Raw genomic sequence first — 18,204 nt, 5'->3', positions numbered from 1 at the left:
TCCCCCATTATTATTGTTAGGTCGTTCAACCTTTCAGGGCGCCGTAAGGGGTGTTCGCGGGATGACCTGTTTCAAAGCATAGTCTTGAAACCCGCAATCCAGAGCCCCTTCGGAAGCTGGCTTATCCTATCGGTGTTCTTGAAGGGCTGACAATCGACGGCACGTTATGTTTTGTTAACCGCAGGGGGATGGGGGATTTCTGAATGATTGGGTATCAGGTGGGGTGATTGCGCTTTTTTTGGGGGGGTGGTGTACATATCCATTATTCAGGTAACGGCCACTTATGGTTTCGCTCTTACCTGTAGGAGCGAGCTTGCTCGCGATGGAGGTCAACGATGACGCGGGAAGCCTGACACCCCACGGCGCTCTCGGGTTTTTCGCGAGCAGGCTCGCTCCCTCAGTTTGATCGCAGTACATCTGTGGGAGATGGATCGCCTATAAGGCAGCCATCGCTGGCAAGCCAGCTCCTACAGGTTGATCGGCGTACATCTGCGGGAGATATGCCCCCGCAGGGTCCGAGGAACACTGCGGGAGCAAGACCAACCTCAAGCCAGGCTTTTGCTGACCACCTCAAACACATCGCTGGACAGTTGCCCCGAAGCCCGAATCCGCTCCAGCTCACCTTTCATCAAGGCCTGACGCGCATCATCGTACTTGCGCCAGCGCGTCAAAGGCGCCAACTGCCGGGACGCAATCTGCGGATTGAAGCCGTTCAACTCAATGACCAGATCCGCCAGGAAGCGATACCCGGAACCATCCGCCGCATGGAAGTTGATCAGGTTCTGCCCGGCGAACGCGCCGATCAGTGCGCGCACCTTGTTCGGGTTCTTGATGTTGAACGCCGGGTGCTGCATCAATCCCTTGACCCGATCCAGGCCACCGGGCAGCACACTGCCGGCCTGGACGCTGAACCACTGGTCCATGACCAACGGGTTGTCCTTGAAGTGCTCGGCGAAGCTGGCCAGGGCCTTGGCCTTCTGTTCTTCGAATGGCGAGTTGACCAGTACGGCAAGCGCAGTCAGGCGTTCGGTCATGTTGTCGCAGGCCTCGAACTGTTCGAGCGTCGCCGCCAGCACTTCAGGCTTGCCGCTGAGCATCAGGTACGACAGCGCAATGTTCTGCAATGCGCGACGGGCGAAATGCTCGGCTTCGGCCACGTAGGGGGTCTGCTTGGACAGGTCGCGGTTGGCCTGGTAACGCAGCCACAGGCCTTCGAACAGCGCATCGGCCAGTTGCTTGCGGGCAAACTCGCGGGCGGTATGAATCGCCTCGACATCGGCAACTTCACTGATTTCGGTCAGGTAGGCTTCGCTTGGCAGCGAGAGCATTTCGGCGACCATCGCCTGGTCCAGCGACTCATCCGACAGCACGGTACGCAAGGCCGAAACCAGACGCTGATCGAGCACCAGCGCCTCGCCATTCTGCTGCTGGGCGATCAGTTCCTGCAGCACCTGCACCGACAGTTGCTGACCCGCATCCCAACGATTGAAGCCGTCGCTGTCGTGCTGCATCAGGAACATCAGTTGGTCACGGTTGTACGGGAAGCTCAGTTTCACCGGCGCCGAGAAACCACGCAGCAGCGACGGCAGCGGCTGTTCGGCGATGTCGACGAAGGTGAACGTCTGCTCGGCTTCGGTCACCGAGATCACTCGGGAAGTGCCTTGCGCCGCCGCTTCACCGGCAAGACGCAGGACCATTTCACCGCCCTGGCTATCGAGCAGACCGAGTTCGACCGGAATCACGAACGGCAGTTTTTCCACCTTGTCCGGCGTTGCCGGGCAGCTCTGGCGGAAGGTCAGGCTGTAGGTTTTCGCCGCGGCGTCGTAGGACTCGCTCACCACCAGGCGCGGGGTACCGGCCTGGCTGTACCAGCGCTTGAACTGGGACAGGTCGACGCCGTTGGCATCTTCCATGGCCTTGATGAAGTCATCGCAGGTCACGGCCTGGCCGTCATGGCGCTCGAAGTACAGGTCGCTGCCTTTACGGAAGCCTTCGGCGCCCAGCAGGGTGTGGATCATGCCGACCACTTCCGAACCCTTTTCGTACACGGTCAGGGTGTAGAAGTTGGAGATTTCGATGAAGCTGTCCGGGCGCACCGCGTGGGCCATGGGACCGGCATCTTCGGCGAACTGGTGGGTACGCAGGTAGGCGACGTCCTGGATACGCTTGACCGTGGCCGAGTTCATGTCGGCGGAGAAGCCGGAATCGCGGAACACGGTAAAACCTTCCTTGAGCGACAACTGGAACCAGTCGCGGCAGGTCACGCGGTTGCCCGACCAGTTGTGGAAGTATTCGTGGGCTACGATCGCCTCGACCCGCTGGTGCGCGGCGTCGGTGGCGGTTTCGGCCTTGGCCAGCACGGCGCTGGAGTTGAAGATGTTGAGCCCCTTGTTCTCCATGGCGCCCATGTTGAAGTCGTTCACGGCGACGATCATGAAAATGTCCAGGTCGTACTCGCGACCGTAGACCTCTTCGTCCCAGCGCATGGACTTCTTCAGGCTGTTCATGGCGTGCTGGCACTTGTCGATGTTTTCCGGCTCGACATAAATGCGCAGCGCCACGGAGCGCTGGCTCATGGTGGTGAAGCTGTCTTCGACGCACCACAAATCACCGGCCACCAGCGCAAACAGGTAGGCCGGCTTCTTGAACGGGTCTTCCCAGGTCGCCCAGTGCCGGCCGTCTTCACCAGGCCCCGAGGCAATCGGGTTGCCGTTGGACAGCAGCACCGGATAGCTGTGCTGCTCGGCGACCACCGTGGTGGTGAACGTGCTCATCACGTCCGGGCGGTCGAGGTAATAGGTGATCTTGCGGAAGCCTTCGGCCTCGCACTGGGTGCAGAACATCGTGCCGGACTTGTACAGGCCTTCCAGCGCAGTATTGGTTTCCGGGTGGATGCGCACGCTGGTGTCGACCGTGAACGTGGTGCTGGTCGGCTGCAGGGTCAGGTGATTTTCGGTCAGCTGGTACTGGGCTGCAGAAAGCTCCTGGTCGGCCAAGGTGACCGACAGCAATTCCAGCTGCTGGCCATCCAGTACCAGCGGCGGCAACCCCGGGCCTCGCTCGGGGTTGCGGCGCATCACCAGTTGCGCATGGACCAGGCTGTGGTCCTCGAACAACTCGAAGGTCAGGTGCGTTTCGTCGATCAGGTACTCGGGCGCCTGATAGTCCTTGAGGTAGATCATCTTCGGTTGTTCGGTGCGCATGCTGGAGTCCTTAACTATGCACGGCGAGCTGATAAGCCGTGTATTTACGAATGTTGATCACGCCGGTATCGAAGATCAGGTACTGACCTTTGATTCCCATCAGCGTGCCTTCGGCAATCGGGTTCTTGTCCAGGTTGAAGCTGACGATCTTCGCCGGATACTGCTCGACCGGAAAGCGGATTTCCAGCGGTTCGACGTCGGCAATCGTCTGGATCGCCTGCAGGCCGAATCGTTCCTGCAGTCCTTGCAGGCCCTCGGCGCAGCTGTCGAACAACTGGTCACGGATCTGCGGCAGGTCCACCGACACCGCATCGCCCTTGAGCAAGGCGCGCCAGTTGGTCTTGTCGGCGACCTGGCTGCGGAACAGGTCTTCGACGAAGCCTGATTGCTGGCGGGTCGCGACGCGCATGATCGGCAAGGCCTGACTGGCGCCCTGGTCGATCCAGCGGGTCGGCAACTGGGTGGCGCGGGTGATCCCGACCTTGACCCCGGAGGAATTCGACAGGTACACGATGTGATCGGTCATGCAGAACGTCTGGCCCCACTCCGGCTCCCGGCAGGTGCCGGCGTCGAAATGGCAGCGTTCCGGGCTCATGATGCACACGTCGCACTGGGCCAGCTTGGTCATGCACGGGTAGCAGTAACCCTGGCTGAAACTGGTCTTGGTCTTGCGTCCGCAATGGGTGCAGTGAATCGCCCCCAGGTATTCCAGGCGCACCGTGGTGCCGATCAACGGATTGACCGGAACCTCGACGTCGCCCAGGCGAAATGCGTATTGCACGTTCGGCCCGTCCAGGCGCGCCGACATTTTACTGATTGCACCGCGGCCAATCTCGATCAATGGATGGCATCCGACTTGAACAGGATATTGGGCACTTGAATCGACTTGGAGCTGCATTCCTGCGGGCCCATGTAGCCAGTACGCTCTTCTTCAGGCAGGTTCTTGACTTCCCAGGCGATCATCGCCTGCAACGACAGTTCGCGTTGTTCGGCGGTGAGCTTGCCACCGTCGGACCATTTACCGATTTCCACCGCCAGTTTCAGGCTCTGGTAGATGTCCGGGGTGATGTTCTTGATCATTTCGTTGAAAGAGGACATTGGGTCTCCGCGCTCTTTGAATCACATAACAGTTTTAGGCGGCCAGTTTACGGCGGTTGTACAAACCACCCAACAAGCCGGTCAAGCATCCGACGAGCAACCCGCCGACGTGGGCCGCGTTGGCAATTTCGCCGAAGCCGATCATCGAGACCAGCCCGGACAGGCACAGCAGCAGCCATATCAGCATCATCGCCAACACCCCGCGGGGCAGGCGATAGGCGCTGTTCGGCGACAGGACCTGAAAGATCCAGCAGTGCCCGAGCAGGCCGTACAGCACGCCGGACAAGCCGCCAAACAGGGTCGGGCCGCTGAAAACATACTGGGCATAGTTGGACACGAGGCTGAACAGCAAGGTCAGACCGATCAGGTTGATACTGCCCTGGCGCGACTCGATGCGCCGCCCCAGCTCCCAATACCACATGCCGTTCATGGCCAGGTGCAGGATGCCGAAGTGGATCAGCATCGGTGTCACCAGGCGCCACCATTGCCCCGCCGCCAGGCTGTCGGCCAACGGTACGAAATGGATGTACTCGCCGACCACGCGAAAATCGAGAAAGGTCAGCCAGCGCAATGTCGTCAGGTTATCGCCCAGCAGCGTCAGCGCGCCGACGATCAGGCTCAGCAGCAGCACCGTGGCAGTGGCTTTGCCATGGCGTAGCTGGTCGGCGAAGTTCGGCCGTCGCATCGTCTGTGCCACCGGAATGTCGAGCTTCTGCTCCGGATCGCCCTCGGGATATCGTTCGTACAGCACCCGCACGTCGTGGCTGATGTTTTCCGGCACCCACAGCACCTGCTCGCCCGCTTCCTCGCTGACCCGATGCGGCACCTGCATGCGTTGCAACAACTTGACGAAACCGCTCAAATCCACCGCCAACGGCAGGCGCAAGACTGCAATCTTGCTCATTGCAGCACCTCCGGTCGCTCGACATCGACCCAGACAAACTTGTGCGGATCGAGCCGGGTTTCCTGGTCCAGGCGATAGGCCACCAGTTTTCCGTAGAGCACCGCACTGTAGTCCAGGCACGCCAGGTTCGGACGAATCGGTGCCGGTTTGCCGCTGCGCCAGTAATGGCCGACGAACAGCAACGGTTCGTCGATGCCGTAGCGCAACAGCGTGTTTTTCTCGGTGGACGACAGTGGCGTGCGGGCCACCGGGTCGGGCAAGGCGTCGGGTTGGAACACGATGTCTCCGTAGGTTTGCGGATCCTCTTCCCAGAATTTGGTGCGGAAGAACGCGCGGGTCAGGCCGTCGCCGCTGGTCATGGTCAGGCCATGGGGCAGGCGCATGTCGGTGCCGCGCAACAGGCGGTCGAACACGGTGCAGGCGAAACTGCCGGGCACGGCCGAGGACTGGAGGAAGTGCTCATCGACACAGCCATCGGGGAACAAGGCCCGCAACGGCTCGATCAAGCCGGCGTCCCAACAGGCATGCACCACCCGGAAGCGTCCGGCATCGACGAACAGGGGCAGTTCATAGAACCACTGCTGGAAGTCATGCCAGTCCGCCGGATGGTGTTCGAACTGGCTCAGGGTCTCGTGCAGCAGGCGCGCATGGCGCGGGGTGTGTTCGCGCACGAACTGCTTGCCGCTGCCAGGCAGCGCCGGGGTGACCCAGCCCAGGGCATTGAATTCGTGGTTGCCCATGATGCACAGCGCCTGGCCGGCCTCGACCATGTCATGGACGATGTGCAGCGCCTCGCGAATCCGCGGACCGCGGTCGATGATGTCGCCGACGAACACCGCCATGCGCGAGGCATGGCGCCAGACGCCCGCTTGCTTGTGGTAACCGAGCCGGTCGAGCAAGTGCTCAAGGGTCAGAGCGCAACCGTGCACGTCACCGATCAGGTCGTAGCTACGCGCGGGATCGAGCATCAGTCGCCTCCACCACCCAACCGGCTGCCCCAGCCGAGCTTGGTCCGGCACACTTCATAGTAGTTGTGATCGAGCGGGTGGATCAGCCGCAACTTCTGCGCCTTTTTGCTCACGGTGATGGTGTCGCCGGGCGCACAGGTAAAGTGGTTCTGCCCGTCACACGAGACTTGCGGGTAAATCTGCATATCCTTGGACACGACGATTTTCAGCTCACTGTTGCCATCGACCACAATCGGCCGGCCTGACAAGGTATGGGGGTACATCGGCACAATCACAATAGCGTCGAGCTTGGGATGCATGATCGGGCCACCGGCCGAGAGCGCATAGGCCGTGGAACCGGTGGGCGTGGCGACGATCAGGCCGTCGGCTTTCTGGCTGCAGACGAACTGGCCGTCGATGTACAGTTCGAACTCGATCATGCGTGTCGATTTGCCGGGGTGCAGCACCACATCGTTCAGGGCATCGCCCTGGCCAATGGCTTCGGCGTGGCGGCGAACTTCGGCCTGCAGCAGGAAACGGTTTTCCACCAGATAGTGGCCGTCAAGCACTTCGGCGACCTTGGTTTCCAGCTCATCGGGGCGGATGTCGGTGAGAAACCCCAGGCTGCCGCGGTTGATGCCAAGCACCGGGATATTATGCTTGGCCAGGGCACGGGCCGCGCCCAGCAGGCTGCCATCACCGCCTACCACGATGACCATGTCGCAGACCTCACCGAGCATCTTGCGCGACGAGGTTTGCAAACCGTGGCCCGGCAGGACTTCGGCAATGGTGTCTTCGAGGATCACGTGCAGGTGACGATCGAGCAGAAAACGTTTCAGTCGGCGTACGGTATCCAGCACCTGGGAACTGCCCAGGCGACCGATGATGCCGATATTGCGAAATTGCTCCATGGGGCCCCTAAGCTCTGTGACGGCGAAAAGCACGATTATGGGCGAAAGCACGGGATAGACAAAATCCTTTCAGCTTCAAGGTGTGCCCGCGATTCGGGCTATGCTCGCAAGATGATCCTATTCCCAGATTTGCTGCAGTTACCCCACCAGTTGCGCCACCCCGAAGTGCGCGACCTGGCGTGGGTCATCCTCGCCCCGCCGATGCTCAGCGCCACGCCCTGGCCACAACGTCATCCGCTGGCCGGCAGCGACTGGGTGCAGGCCCCGGAACAGCTGGAAAACTGGCTGCGAAAACTCGACCGGGACAGTTACGGCTTGCTGCACTGGCTGGCCCAGGCCCGTACCCGCCGCCTGGGCCTTTATTATGAGCGACTCTGGCAGTTCGCCGTGCAGCATGCGCCGGGGATCGAGTTGATTGCCGCCAACATGCCGATCCGTCGCGAGGGTCACACCCTGGGCGAGCTGGACATGCTGCTGCGCGATCGCGACGGCGTGCATCACCTGGAACTGGCGATCAAGTTGTACCTCGGCCCGCAGAACGGCGACGGACAAGACGCCGCGCAGTGGCTCGGTCCGGGTTGCCACGATCGGCTGGACCGCAAACTGGCGCACCTGAGCCAGCACCAACTGCCAATCTCCGCGCGCCCGGAGAGTCGCGAGGTGCTGGCGGCGCTGGATATCCGCCAGTTCAATGCGCATTTGTGGCTGGGCGGCTATTTGCTTTATCCCTGGCCGGGACAGGCATCATCGCCCAGTGGCGCGCATCCCCAGCACTTGCGCGGTCGCTGGCTGCATCAAAAGGACTGGCCGGCGTTCTTCGCCCAGAGCCCGCCCGGCCGCTGGCAACCCCTGCCCCGCCATGCCTGGCTGGCACCGGCGCACTACCCCGGGGAGCAGACGTGGGGCGCTGAACAGTTGAATGCCTGGCTGAGCGAACTGGAGCCTCTGGCGCCGGCGCAATTGCTGGTGCGTCTTACGGAAAATGCTTTGGGTGATTGGGAGGAAGCGGAGCGGTTGTTTCTGGTGGCCGATCTTTGGCCGAATGTGCCGGGGCAGGGTTGAGTTTTTTGCTGATTCAACTGGCCCCATCGCCAGCAGGCTGGCTCCCACATTTGAAATGCATTCCCCTGTGGGAGCCAGCCTGCTGGCGATGGGGTCAACCTGGTCACAACCTAATCACATGCCCCTCCACCGGCGCGACCTCTCCATGAAACAAACGGGAAATAAGCGCCTGCGCCGCTTCATACCCATGACCTTCCACCACCTCCAACAACGGCGGCTCACCACCCGTCACCTTCCGGAAAAACTGCAGCAATCCCTCACCAATATGCTGACTCACCCCTTCCGGCCCCCATTCGGCATTGCGCTTGCGGATCTGAATCGGCGCAAAAAAGAACACCGGTTGCGGCCCCTCAATGGCCGTAAGCCGAGCCTCATCGGTACTTTGCGCCGAGCCGGCAAAGCAGCTATAGACCAACCGCCCGGCAAAATGCCGGTGCACCCGATCACGCAAATCAAGGTCGCCGGAAAAGTCCACATACAGCGTAGGACGGTCATTGGGCAGGTTCGCCAGCTCGGCGTAAGACACCACTCGCTCGTAGCACCCAAGGGTCTCGACAAAGGATTTGTTGCCGGCAGAGGTCAGCGCTACCCGTTCCAGCCCGGGATGATCGCCCAGGCAGACTGCGGTGCCATAGGCAGTTTTGCTCGAAGCGCTGGAGAACACCAGCCGGGCTGCTCCGAAGAACTGCTTGTCCTGCAAGAAGTCCGCAAGCATGGAAGAGGTCAGGAACAGCGGCTTGAGCAGAATCTGCAGGTTTTCGGTTTTCGGGCTGTAGTACGCATCCCAACTGCAACGGGTGTATTGGTTGTACGCCGAGGTCAGCCCGAGTCGATGTTCGGCACCGTCGTAGAAACCACGTTCGGTGACCCGCTCCGGGCGCATCCACAGATGGCTGGCCAGGGGAAAGTAGCCGTAGAAGCGCTCCCCAACCTTGATGCCAGCCACGTCAGACGCCACGACATCGGCGAATCCCCAGGCAGGCACATGGCCCCATTCCGCCAACCCTGTAGGAAAGAACCCCCAGTAGTTCATCGAATGGCCATAGGCGGCGTAGGTAATGTTGTTGGTCGTCAGCGCGCAACGGTCAATCTTCAGGATCACCTCGCCGGTTGCCGGAACCAGGCTTCGTTGCACCTGCTCGATCCGGCTTTGGTCAAGGGCGTTTTTACGGGTGATCAGCCGTGTTACGGTAATTGGACTTTGCATTTTTCAGTCTCCTGCTGCGCAAACGTGGCGGGTAGCACCAGAGTAATGGCAGCCAATGAAGAGCGGGTTCGGAAACTCCAAGGGCGGCGAGCCCGCCGTCAATCCCCGGGCAAAACCGCTGAAACGGCCGAGTCAGGCCCGGGCGATTTTCACCGTCGAAGCGATTTACCAGGCTTTTGTTCGGATTTGGCAAAGAAATGGCTGGGCCGGTCTGACCACCCGGGAAGTGGCACTGGAAGCAGGCGTTGCGGTTGGCACGCTGTACGACTATTTCCCGAGCAAGGAGGCGCTGCTGTCCGGTTACATACGGCATCAACTGGATGCCCTGTTACAGCACATGGATGAATCGGTGGTACAAGCCAATGACCTGGACTGGCCGACCCGGATCAAACGCCTGATCTACATGACCTGCAATCCCGTCGACGACCGCCAGCCCCTGTTCAACCATGCCGTTTCGCTCATCGAACACCAGATCGCCGAGCCGAAACATCATCGAAGGGTGTTCGAAGAACTGTCACGCAAATGGGGCGAAGCGCTCGCCGCCTGTAGCGACTTGCCTGTTCAGCCCTCACAGACAACCATCGATGCGTGGGTCATCATGGCCTGGGGCGGACGGCGTTATTGCGTTACCGCACAACCTGCGGCGGCGCAAACCGCCGCATGGTTGTCGGAAATGGAAACGCTGATCTGTGGCCGACTGGCCAGCGCTAAGTAGTCACGGGCATCACAGCTTTTTATGCTGCTCGACCCACTTGCCGTAGGCATCGATGAATTTCTGCAGGAACGGCCTGACGGATTCAGACAGGTTGCCCGCCTCGTCGAACGCGGAACCGGCGCCGCCCAGGTAGGCTTCAGGCTGCTGCATCAATGGCACATCGAGAAACACCATGGACTGGCGCAAGTTGTGATTGGCCCCGAATCCACCGACTGCACCCGGGGAAACACTGATCACCGCACCCGGCTTGCCACTCCAGGCACTCTTGCCATAAGGCCGCGAACCCACGTCGATGGCATTTTTCAACGGGGCCGGCACCGAACGGTTGTATTCCGGGGTGACGAACAGCACTGCGTCGGATGAACTGACTTGTTGTCGGAAAGTACTGTAGGCTGCCGGCGGTGAAGCACCATCGATGTCTTCGTTGTACAGTGGCAAATCACCGATTTCGACGATTTCCAGCTTGAGGTTGGCCGGCGCCAGATCCGCCAGCGCGAGGGCGACCTTGCGGTTGATCGATGCTTTGCGCAGGCTGCCGACCACTACGGCGACGTTATAGACATTGCTCATGGAAGACTCTCGATTGTCCGTGGGAGGAGCCTGTAGTTATAGATGATCAGGCGACGGTTCGACCAATGAACATGGGTATATCTGCGTCCTGATTATATTTTTTTTACGTAGGAAAACTTACCGTGCTCAGTGGCGGTCTATCCACCGCACATTGAGTGATTTATCTCCAGAGGTTCTAAGCAGATGGCAGCAGTACTCGTCGGTCAGTTCCATGCAAGAGACGCGGAAGGCCGCATTTATTCCGTACATGAGTTCCAGGAATCCACCCCGCCGGCAGACGGCTACGCAGGCTCGACGCCTGTCACCACGTATAAGCTGGCCATTGGCGATCGCGTGAACAAGCTCGATGAAAACGAATTCATGCTGGTGCAATCGGGCGTGACCATTACCCGCGAACCGGTAAACGTCGTTTCATAACCCGGTGTTATGAGCAGAAGGCAGATGCGCAGACTTGGGTTAGGATTCAGACACTGACTCCTCACCTGCTGAACATGGACTTCACGCATGCGCTTACGCCATATCGAAGTGATCCAGGCGCTCCTGCAGACCGGTCACCTGGGCACCGCCGCCGAATGGCTGCAGTTGCCGGTGGCCGAAGTCGAACGCATCCTGCGCGACGCCGAGGATCAGTTGGGTTTCATGCTGTTCGCCAGCGTTCGCGGGCGTTTGCAGGCCACGCGTGAGGCGCGGGAGTTGCAGGTCGAAATCACCCGCCTCTACGATGCCCTCGAACCGGTGCAACGCCTGGCCAACAGCCTGCGGCAATACCTGGCCCCGCCGCTGCGCATCATCTGCACCCCGCCCCTGGCCCAGCACTTGTTGCCGCAAAGCATCGCCGCCCTGCGCCGTCGCCTGCCCGACGCGCCCTGCACGCTCCTGAGCCAACCCACCCGCGATATCGTCCGAAGCCTGTTGCTGCGCGAAAGCGACCTCGGCCTGAGCCTGCACGATCCCGAGCATGCCGATATCCATTGTCAGCCGATCGCCCAAGGCAAGCTGCAGCTGCTCGCCCCCCACGGCTGGCTGCAACCCAAGCAGAAGTACATCTCGCTGCAGGACCTGGCCGGTCAGGCAATGGTGGGCCTGGAAGGACATGACCCGCTCAGCCCGGCGCTTGAACACAAACTGCATGCGCTGCGGCCGGCGCCGGTCATTCAGACCCGGGTACAGACTCACCAGATGATGCGCAGCATGGTCGAGGCCGGTGAAGGTTTGGCCATTGTCGACCCCTTTACCGCCCTCGGCGCCAAAGGGGCCGGGCTCGATGCCTGCCCGCTGGCACCGGCCGTGCCGGTCAGCCTCTACTCCCTGACCCTGAAGAACGGCGAGCCCGGGCCGGCCATTCAGGCGTTGCTGGCGATCATCACGGAACAAGCCGCGGCGATGTTGGCGAACTGATCGGGTGTTCCAGCGGGTTGTCGAAGAATCGGTACCAGAACAGCGCCACTTCGGCGGTATTGGGGTCAATCCCGCGATAACGCAGATGGTCGATGCCGCCAATCACGTAGCCGCAACGCTCGTAAAGCCGGCAGGCGCCCAGGTTGTTGTTCTGGGTTTCGAGCATGATGCCCGGCAGTTTCTTCTTGCGACTCCAGAACTGCGCGACATCCAGCAATGCCTTGGCCACGCCGTGGCGCCTGGCCGGTGCGTGCACCGCCAGTTCGTCGATGTGGGCAAAGCCATTCCAGTTGGTGCTGATCACCAGGTGGCCCACAGGCTCATCGTCCATGTACGCCATGAAAATCGCACTGTCGGCGGCATCGCGAAAGCTGCTGAACTCCTCCGGATCGATGCCATAGCACTTGCGATACGGGATGATCGGCGTGACCCGCCACTGCTCCACCGGCTGGCCTATTTCAGGAGCACCGTAGGCGGCGACTTCAAAACTGAAATCACTGCCCCAGATATAAGCGGCAAAGCCCTCGTCGGCGACGCGCACCGACAGCCCTGGGTAATTCGGATTCATGACCGGTTGCATACTGGGAAAGGTCCTCATTCCTTGATGCAATCGACGGTGTAGTGCCGTCCATTGCCCTCGTCTTCGTGTTGCAATCCGTGCACGTCTGCGACGAAACCCGGGAAGCTGCTGTCGAACGTGCGAGCAAACGCCAGGTAGTCGATGATCGAGCGGGTCGCTTCGGTAAATCGCTCGCCGGGCATGATCAACGGTATGCCCGGCGGGTACGGTACCAGCATGACGGCAGCGATGCGCCCTTCCAGGGCATCGATCGACACCGCTTCAACTTCGCCACGCACCAGATGATCATAGGCGTCCGCCGGCTTCATGGCGATTTGTGGCAGTACCGTGTACATGCGCTTGAGATGTTTGGCCGTGGCATTGCTGCGGTAACAGGCGTGCAGCTGATCGCACAGGTCACGCAAACCCATGCCCTGATAGCGCGCGCCGTGCTGCTGGGCCACACAGGGCAGGCAACTGGCCAGACTGACGTTGGCGTCGTAGCTGCGCTTGAACTCCAGCAACTCGGTGAGCAGCGTGCTCCACTTGCCCTTGGTGATGCCCATCGAGAACAACACCAGGAACGAATACAGCCCGGTCTTTTCGACCACCAGCCCGCGCTCCCAGAGAAACTTGCTGACTACCGCCGCCGGGATTCCGCGTTCGCTAAGCGCACCGCCCGCGGTCAGGCCCGGCATCACCAGGCTGACCTTGATCGGATCGAGCAGGACATAATCGTCGCTCACCTCGCCAAAGCCGTGCCAGTCATCCCCCGGTTGCAGCAGCCAGTCCTCGGTCACCACCCGGTCGATGCCTTCCACCGACGGCGGCTGCCAGATGGAAAACCACCAATCGTCGGCGGCGATGTGCTGGCGCAGATTGGCCAGCGCCCGGCGAAAACTCAGGGCCTCGTCGAACATTTCCTGCAACAGCGAACGCCCGGCCCCGCCCTCCATCATCGCCGACGCCACATCCAGCGAAGCGATGATGCCGTACTGCGGCGACGTGGAGATGTGCATCATGAAAGCTTCGTTGAAACGATCGCGGTCCAGCTGCCGGGCGCCACCGTCCTGCACATGAATCATCGACGCCTGGCTGAAGGCTGCCAGCAGCTTGTGCGTGGAATGGGTGGTGAACACCAGTGGACTGTCTTCACTGCGGGAAGTACCCATGCCGTAGCGCCCGGCGAAGAATTCATGGAACGCCGCGTAGGCATACCAGGCCTCGTCAAAGTGCAACACCTCGACACTGTTGCCCAACTGCTGCTTGATCAGCTCGGCGTTGTAGCAGAGGCCGTCGTACGTCGAATTGGTCACCACCGCCAGCTTGACCTTTGGCGCCCGGCCCCGGGTCAACGGACTGGCGTCGATCTTGGCCTGGATCGACTCGCGGCTGAACTCGCTCAAGGGAATCGGCCCGATGATCCCCAGCTCATTGCGCTCAGGGCACAGGTACAGCGGGATGGCACCGGTCATGATGATCGAGTGCAGCACCGACTTGTGGCAATTGCGGTCCACCAGCACCAGGTCGTCGCGCGCGACCATGGAGTGCCAGACGATCTTGTTCGCGGTCGAGGTGCCATTGATCACGAAGAAGGTGTGATCGGCGCCGAAGTTACGCGCCGCACGCGCCTCCGCCTCGGCCAGGGGGCCGGTGTGATCCAGCAGCGAGCCCAGTTCGGGCACCGATACCGATAAATCCGAACGCAGGGTGTTTTCCCCGAAAAACTGGTGGAACGCCTGCCCTACCGGGCTTTTGTGATACGCCACCCCGCCGCCATGACCGGGGGTGTGCCAGGAATAGTTGGAATCTGCGGTGTGTTGCACCAACGCCTTGAAGAACGGCGGCAGCAAACCATCCAGGTACTTGCGCGCGGCCCGCGCCACCTGGCGGGCGAGGAAAGGCACGGTGTCTTCGAACAGGTAGAGAATGCCGCGTAACTGATTGAGCTCGGCCATGGCGTCGGCCGGAGCGTTTTCCAAAGTCACTTGCTCGCCCAGGGCGAAGATGGGCAGGTCCGGGGCACGCACCCGCGCCAGCCCGATCAACTCGGCCATATTTTGTAACAAGTGCGAATGAGCGCTGGCGTCTTCCGCTGCGATCAGCATGCAGGAGAGCCCGTGATGGGTCGAGGCAACCAGCCGGCCTTCGGTGTAATCCATCGCCGAGACGATACTGAAACCTTCCTGCTCCAGTTCCCGGGCGATCCCCCGCACGCGATCGCCAGCGACGGTGTCGGCCTTGATGTCGCGATGGACGATCAGGACCGGGAATTTCAGATCTTTATACATGGTGCTCAGTGTCCTGAGGCGGCAGGCCAGAGACTGCCAATCACCTCAGGGTAGAGGGTTGGAGCGGATGTGGCGAGTGCGACGCACTGAAATGGGTCGTCAGATCTTGTTTAAGATCAAAAGATCGCAGCCTCATTTCACCTGTAGGAGCTGTCGAGTGAAACGAGGCTGCGATCTTGTAAAGGACCTACGCCGACGCTTCGGCCTCGGCCTCAGCCAACTGCAACCAAAGCGCCGGCCCACCAGCAGATTTACTGATGATTTCCAGCCGCGCCATATGCTGGGCCAAATCTTCGTCACTGGCGCGAATGATCCGCGTCGGCTGGCGGTTGGCCGGCAGGCGGCGGATTTCCGTGGCGGAGTTGTCCGCACCCTCGCCGGAGCCATTGCCATCCGAGGCATTGCCCGCCAGGGACAGGCTGGTCTGGCCGCCGGTCATGGTCAGGTAGACGTCAGCCAGGATCTCGGAGTCGAGCAAGGCGCCGTGCAGCTCACGGCCGGAGTTGTCGACGCCATAGCGCTTGCACAAGGCATCGAGGCTGTTGCGCTGCCCCGGGTGACGTTCCCTGGCCATCATCAAGGTATCGAGGATCGAGCAGTGTTGCGTGATGTCCGCACGATCGTGCTGGCCCATCAGGGCAAATTCGTTGTTGATGAAACCAACGTCGAACGCCGCGTTATGGATGATCAGCTGCGCACCCTTGATGAACTCGAAGAACTCTTCGGCCACCTCGGCGAAACGCGGCTTGCCCACCAGGAACTCGTTGGTGATGCCGTGGACGCCGATGGCGCCTTCGTCACTTTCGCGATCCGGTTGCAGGTACACGTGAAAATGCCGGCCGGTCAGGCGCCGGCCGATCAACTCGACACAACCGATTTCGATAATCCGGTGGCCGTCGGTCACCGGCATGCCGGTGGTTTCGGTATCGAGTACAACGGATCTGGTGGCCATCGGGTGCTCAGCTCTCAATCGGTCAATCGTGCAAAAGCGCGGATACTACCACGCTCAAGGTTTGCGTCGTGAATACGGTCAATGTAGGAGCTGCCGCAGGCTGCGATCTTTTGATCTGGCTCTTGATTTTCTGCGATCCAAAAAAAATCAAGATCAAAAGATCGCAGCCTGCGGCAGCTCCTACAGGGGGATTGCAGTCAGGCTTGCTTGAACCCGCGCACTTCATCCACGCCACGGTTGGCCAGTTGGTCGGCCCGTTCGTTGCCGTGATGGCCAATGTGTCCGCGCACCCATTTCCAGGTGACGTTATGGCGATTGACCTGCTCGTCGAGCAGCTTCCACAGGTCGGCGTTCTTGACCGGCTCTTTCGCTGCGGTTTTCCAGCCGCGTTTTTTCCAGTTGGCCATCCACTCGTTGATGCCTTTCATCACGTACTGGGAGTCGGTCACCAGCAACACGTCGCAGGAACGCTTGAGCTCTTCCAGGCCGCGAATCGCGCCCATCAGTTCCATGCGGTTATTGGTGGTGTTGGCTTCGCCGCCCCACAGTTCCTTCTCGACCCCCTTGCACACCAGCAATGCGCCCCAGCCGCCAGGGCCAGGGTTGCCCTTGCAGGCGCCGTCGGTGAAGAGTTCTACGCTATCGCTCATGCCAATCTATCCAGAAAATGCAGTGGCCCGCCAATCGATGATCGACGACGCCCAGGACCGGGGTCACCCCCGGCCGGAAAAAAGGAAGTATCACGGTTCGATGTTGCGCCGGTTGACCTTGGCCATCGGCAACGGGATCAGCTTGCCCATCGGCTCGCGGCGCTCCTGGCGGACCGGCCGCAGGCCGACCACGATCTTGCGCGCCACCAATAAATAGAAGCCACCACCGCCCAGTTGCCAGTCACCGGCCTTGCGTTCCCAACCGGCCAGACGGGTCTGCCAGGTGGGCGAAGCCAGCGGCGGACGATAGCACCCGAAGCGGCGTTTCTCCAGCGCGAAGCCCAGCAGGTTGAGCCAGTCAGCCACCCGCGAGGGGGAAATGCAGCGCGCTTTGCGCAAGCCATCATGGGCAAACACATGGCGCAGCCCCCACGTACTCCAGGGGTTGATGCCGACGATCAGTAAATGCCCGCCGGGCCGCACGCTGCTCGCTGCCTCGCGCAGCAAACCATGGGGCGAGAGGCAGAAATCCAGCCCATGCTGCAGCACCACCACATCGGCGGCATGCTCGCTCAGCGGCCAGGCCTGTTCCTCGCAGACGATCTCGACCCCGGGCAACGGCGCACCCAGGCGCACGTTGCGCTGCACCTGCGGCGCCGACGGCGGCGTCTGGGCCGACGGCCCGTAATGCACCAGGTAGCCACCGAAGAAGCGCCCCAGCTCGTCTTCGAGCATGCGCCGTTCTTCATCCAGCAGGAATTGGCCGAGGGGGCCGGACAGCCACTCACGGGCTGCGCTGATCAACGCCAGCCAGTCAGGATCAGCCTGAGCGAACGCTTTATCGGTCATTGCATTCTCCAACGCGCCAGGAAGTTCTAAGATGCGCCATTGTTTCCAGCTTGGCGAATCCGACGATGATACAGATCACTGCCCTGCCCGCCTTCACCGACAACTACATCTGGTTGTTACAAGACCCTCGCACCCACCGCTGTGCGGTGGTCGATCCGGGCGATGCCGCGCCAGTACAGGCCTGGCTCAAGGACAATCCGCAATGGGTCCTGAGCGATATTCTGATCACTCACCACCACCATGACCATGTCGGCGGAGTCGAAGCGCTGAAGAAAGCGACGGACGCAACGGTCTACGGTCCGGCCAGCGAAAACATCCCGGCGCGCAATGTTGCGCTCAAGGACAACGATCGCATCAGCGTACTGGGCCTTGATTTCGATATCATCGCCGTTCCGGGCCATACCCTGGGGCACATTGCCTATTATTACCCCGGCCTGCTGTTTTGTGGCGACACCCTCTTCGCCGCCGGGTGCGGGCGTCTGTTCGAAGGCACGCCCAAGCAGATGTACAGCTCGCTGTCGCGCCTCGCCGCCCTGCCCGGGGAAACGAAGGTCTACTGCACCCATGAGTACACCCTGAGCAATCTGCGCTTCGCTGCCGCTGTCGAACCCGGCAACGCCGACACCCTCGAACGCCTGGCCAGCGTGACCCGCCAGCGGGAAGCGGGGGTCATGACATTGCCGTCCACGGTGGCCCTGGAAAAACGTACAAATCCGTTTTTACGCACCGGTGAAACATCCGTTAAAGAAAAAGCGGATGAACGGACCGGCACCGATAACTCCGCGCCCGATATGGTTTTTGCTGCGCTAAGAGCCTGGAAAGATACATTCTGAGCTGTTTGCACGATAGTCCAAAAACTCTGAAAGGTTGACCGCAGAGGGTGCGCTT

At 60.9% G+C, this 18,204-nt stretch carries 18 protein-coding genes and 1 pseudogene; 6 read left to right on the top strand and 13 right to left on the bottom strand.

Annotated elements, in window-relative coordinates; translation table 11 throughout:
- Positions 1-283 precede the first annotated feature (283 nt).
- Positions 284-403 (top strand): annotated as a pseudogene (locus SOP85_RS07695) (outer membrane lipoprotein carrier protein LolA); the annotation flags it as partial.
- Between the two features lie 142 nt (positions 404-545).
- Here SOP85_RS07695 and pepN read toward each other — a convergent pair.
- From pepN to SOP85_RS07665, 6 genes are read right to left on the bottom strand one after another with little or no spacing between them, the layout of a single operon-like run.
- Entirely contained in the window at positions 546-3,203 is a 2,658-nt protein-coding gene (pepN, locus tag SOP85_RS07690) for an aminopeptidase N (RefSeq protein ID WP_323626575.1), read from the bottom strand.
- A 10-nt stretch (positions 3,204-3,213) separates the two neighbouring features.
- Positions 3,214-4,044, bottom strand: coding sequence for a DUF2797 domain-containing protein (locus SOP85_RS07685; protein WP_274076997.1), 831 nt, complete (start codon positions 4,042-4,044; stop codon positions 3,214-3,216).
- Positions 4,041-4,301, bottom strand: coding sequence for a YeaC family protein (locus SOP85_RS07680; protein ID WP_274076998.1), 261 nt, complete (start codon positions 4,299-4,301; stop codon positions 4,041-4,043). The genes SOP85_RS07685 and SOP85_RS07680 overlap by 4 nt, the downstream gene beginning before the upstream one ends.
- A 34-nt stretch (positions 4,302-4,335) precedes the next feature.
- A complete protein-coding gene (locus tag SOP85_RS07675; protein WP_323626573.1) occupies positions 4,336-5,205 on the bottom strand; it encodes a rhomboid family intramembrane serine protease in 870 nt (289 codons plus the stop codon).
- Positions 5,202-6,173 carry a metallophosphoesterase gene (locus tag SOP85_RS07670; RefSeq protein WP_323626572.1) on the bottom strand — a complete coding sequence of 324 codons (972 nt, stop codon included), beginning with the start codon at positions 6,171-6,173 and terminating at the stop codon, positions 5,202-5,204. The genes SOP85_RS07675 and SOP85_RS07670 overlap by 4 nt, the downstream gene beginning before the upstream one ends.
- Positions 6,173-7,063: an NAD(+) kinase gene (locus SOP85_RS07665; protein WP_274077001.1), complete on the bottom strand. Its 891-nt coding sequence runs from the start codon at positions 7,061-7,063 to the stop codon at positions 6,173-6,175. Before SOP85_RS07665 ends, SOP85_RS07670 begins: the two co-directional genes overlap by 1 nt.
- Before the next feature lie 111 nt (positions 7,064-7,174).
- On the opposite strand from SOP85_RS07665, the gene SOP85_RS07660 reads away from it, so the two are divergent.
- Complete coding sequence (locus SOP85_RS07660; RefSeq protein WP_323626571.1) at positions 7,175-8,125, top strand: DUF1853 family protein; 951 nt, start codon at positions 7,175-7,177, stop codon at positions 8,123-8,125.
- A gap of 103 nt (positions 8,126-8,228) precedes the next feature.
- Here the strand turns inward: SOP85_RS07660 and SOP85_RS07655 are convergent, their stop codons facing one another.
- Positions 8,229-9,332, bottom strand: coding sequence for a DUF2855 family protein (locus tag SOP85_RS07655; RefSeq protein ID WP_323626570.1), 1,104 nt, complete (start codon positions 9,330-9,332; stop codon positions 8,229-8,231).
- Between the two features lie 55 nt (positions 9,333-9,387).
- Here SOP85_RS07655 and SOP85_RS07650 point away from each other — a divergent pair, with 55 nt between their 5' ends.
- Positions 9,388-10,047: a TetR/AcrR family transcriptional regulator gene (locus SOP85_RS07650; protein WP_323626569.1), complete on the top strand. Its 660-nt coding sequence runs from the start codon at positions 9,388-9,390 to the stop codon at positions 10,045-10,047.
- Positions 10,048-10,056: 9 nt separating this feature from the next.
- Here the strand turns inward: SOP85_RS07650 and SOP85_RS07645 are convergent, their stop codons facing one another.
- Positions 10,057-10,617: an NADPH-dependent FMN reductase gene (locus SOP85_RS07645; protein ID WP_274077005.1), complete on the bottom strand. Its 561-nt coding sequence runs from the start codon at positions 10,615-10,617 to the stop codon at positions 10,057-10,059.
- Positions 10,618-10,800: 183 nt separating this feature from the next.
- On the opposite strand from SOP85_RS07645, the gene SOP85_RS07640 reads away from it, so the two are divergent.
- Complete coding sequence (locus tag SOP85_RS07640; RefSeq protein WP_274077006.1) at positions 10,801-11,034, top strand: hypothetical protein; 234 nt, start codon at positions 10,801-10,803, stop codon at positions 11,032-11,034.
- A gap of 87 nt (positions 11,035-11,121) precedes the next feature.
- The gene (locus SOP85_RS07635; RefSeq protein ID WP_323626568.1) at positions 11,122-12,015 is read left to right on the top strand and encodes a LysR family transcriptional regulator; all 894 of its coding nucleotides are present in this window, start codon (positions 11,122-11,124) and stop codon (positions 12,013-12,015) included.
- Here the strand turns inward: SOP85_RS07635 and SOP85_RS07630 are convergent.
- The 5 genes from SOP85_RS07630 to SOP85_RS07610 all read right to left on the bottom strand — a co-directional run bounded on the left by SOP85_RS07630 (position 11,981) and on the right by SOP85_RS07610 (position 17,316).
- On the bottom strand, positions 11,981-12,595 hold the full coding sequence (locus tag SOP85_RS07630; RefSeq protein WP_323626567.1) for a GNAT family N-acetyltransferase: 615 nt from the start codon (positions 12,593-12,595) through the stop codon (positions 11,981-11,983). The genes SOP85_RS07635 and SOP85_RS07630 overlap by 35 nt on opposite strands.
- Before the next feature lie 14 nt (positions 12,596-12,609).
- The gene (locus SOP85_RS07625) at positions 12,610-14,865 is read right to left on the bottom strand and encodes an Orn/Lys/Arg decarboxylase N-terminal domain-containing protein (protein WP_323626566.1); all 2,256 of its coding nucleotides are present in this window, start codon (positions 14,863-14,865) and stop codon (positions 12,610-12,612) included.
- A gap of 187 nt (positions 14,866-15,052) precedes the next feature.
- Positions 15,053-15,817: a DNA polymerase III subunit epsilon gene (gene dnaQ / locus SOP85_RS07620; protein ID WP_323626565.1), complete on the bottom strand. Its 765-nt coding sequence runs from the start codon at positions 15,815-15,817 to the stop codon at positions 15,053-15,055.
- Between the two features lie 197 nt (positions 15,818-16,014).
- Positions 16,015-16,467, bottom strand: a complete 453-nt coding sequence (gene rnhA / locus SOP85_RS07615) for a ribonuclease HI (protein ID WP_008062270.1) — start codon at positions 16,465-16,467, stop codon at positions 16,015-16,017.
- A gap of 90 nt (positions 16,468-16,557) precedes the next feature.
- Positions 16,558-17,316 (bottom strand): class I SAM-dependent methyltransferase, encoded by a 759-nt coding sequence (locus SOP85_RS07610; protein WP_274077011.1) that lies wholly within the window; start codon positions 17,314-17,316, stop codon positions 16,558-16,560.
- A gap of 65 nt (positions 17,317-17,381) precedes the next feature.
- Here SOP85_RS07610 and gloB point away from each other — a divergent pair, with 65 nt between their 5' ends.
- Positions 17,382-18,149 carry a hydroxyacylglutathione hydrolase gene (gloB, locus tag SOP85_RS07605; protein ID WP_323626564.1) on the top strand — a complete coding sequence of 256 codons (768 nt, stop codon included), beginning with the start codon at positions 17,382-17,384 and terminating at the stop codon, positions 18,147-18,149.
- Positions 18,150-18,204: the final 55 nt, after the last annotated feature.

Origin of the sequence: Pseudomonas sp. YuFO20, assembly GCF_035064975.1 — a bacterium.
Lineage (GTDB): Bacteria > Pseudomonadota > Gammaproteobacteria > Pseudomonadales > Pseudomonadaceae > Aquipseudomonas > Aquipseudomonas putida_AE.
Note: the sequence above shows the minus strand (reverse complement) of the source record. Positions and strands in the feature narration are given on the sequence as shown.

What these genes read in the sequence shown, in the direction of transcription:
- pepN (WP_323626575.1), bottom strand. Translation starts at nt 3,203, where the DNA reads ATGCGCACCGAACAACCGAAGATGATCTACCTCAAGGACTATCAGGCG.
- SOP85_RS07680 (WP_274076998.1), bottom strand. Translation starts at nt 4,301, where the DNA reads ATGTCCTCTTTCAACGAAATGATCAAGAACATCACCCCGGACATCTAC.
- SOP85_RS07675 (WP_323626573.1), bottom strand. Translation starts at nt 5,205, where the DNA reads ATGAGCAAGATTGCAGTCTTGCGCCTGCCGTTGGCGGTGGATTTGAGC.
- SOP85_RS07670 (WP_323626572.1), bottom strand. Translation starts at nt 6,173, where the DNA reads ATGCTCGATCCCGCGCGTAGCTACGACCTGATCGGTGACGTGCACGGT.
- SOP85_RS07665 (WP_274077001.1), bottom strand. Translation starts at nt 7,063, where the DNA reads ATGGAGCAATTTCGCAATATCGGCATCATCGGTCGCCTGGGCAGTTCC.
- SOP85_RS07660 (WP_323626571.1), top strand. Translation starts at nt 7,175, where the DNA reads ATGATCCTATTCCCAGATTTGCTGCAGTTACCCCACCAGTTGCGCCAC.
- SOP85_RS07655 (WP_323626570.1), bottom strand. Translation starts at nt 9,332, where the DNA reads ATGCAAAGTCCAATTACCGTAACACGGCTGATCACCCGTAAAAACGCC.
- SOP85_RS07650 (WP_323626569.1), top strand. Translation starts at nt 9,388, where the DNA reads ATGAAGAGCGGGTTCGGAAACTCCAAGGGCGGCGAGCCCGCCGTCAAT.
- SOP85_RS07645 (WP_274077005.1), bottom strand. Translation starts at nt 10,617, where the DNA reads ATGAGCAATGTCTATAACGTCGCCGTAGTGGTCGGCAGCCTGCGCAAA.
- SOP85_RS07640 (WP_274077006.1), top strand. Translation starts at nt 10,801, where the DNA reads ATGGCAGCAGTACTCGTCGGTCAGTTCCATGCAAGAGACGCGGAAGGC.
- SOP85_RS07635 (WP_323626568.1), top strand. Translation starts at nt 11,122, where the DNA reads ATGCGCTTACGCCATATCGAAGTGATCCAGGCGCTCCTGCAGACCGGT.
- SOP85_RS07630 (WP_323626567.1), bottom strand. Translation starts at nt 12,595, where the DNA reads ATGCAACCGGTCATGAATCCGAATTACCCAGGGCTGTCGGTGCGCGTC.
- SOP85_RS07625 (WP_323626566.1), bottom strand. Translation starts at nt 14,865, where the DNA reads ATGTATAAAGATCTGAAATTCCCGGTCCTGATCGTCCATCGCGACATC.
- dnaQ (WP_323626565.1), bottom strand. Translation starts at nt 15,817, where the DNA reads ATGGCCACCAGATCCGTTGTACTCGATACCGAAACCACCGGCATGCCG.
- rnhA (WP_008062270.1), bottom strand. Translation starts at nt 16,467, where the DNA reads ATGAGCGATAGCGTAGAACTCTTCACCGACGGCGCCTGCAAGGGCAAC.
- SOP85_RS07610 (WP_274077011.1), bottom strand. Translation starts at nt 17,316, where the DNA reads ATGACCGATAAAGCGTTCGCTCAGGCTGATCCTGACTGGCTGGCGTTG.
- gloB (WP_323626564.1), top strand. Translation starts at nt 17,382, where the DNA reads ATGATACAGATCACTGCCCTGCCCGCCTTCACCGACAACTACATCTGG.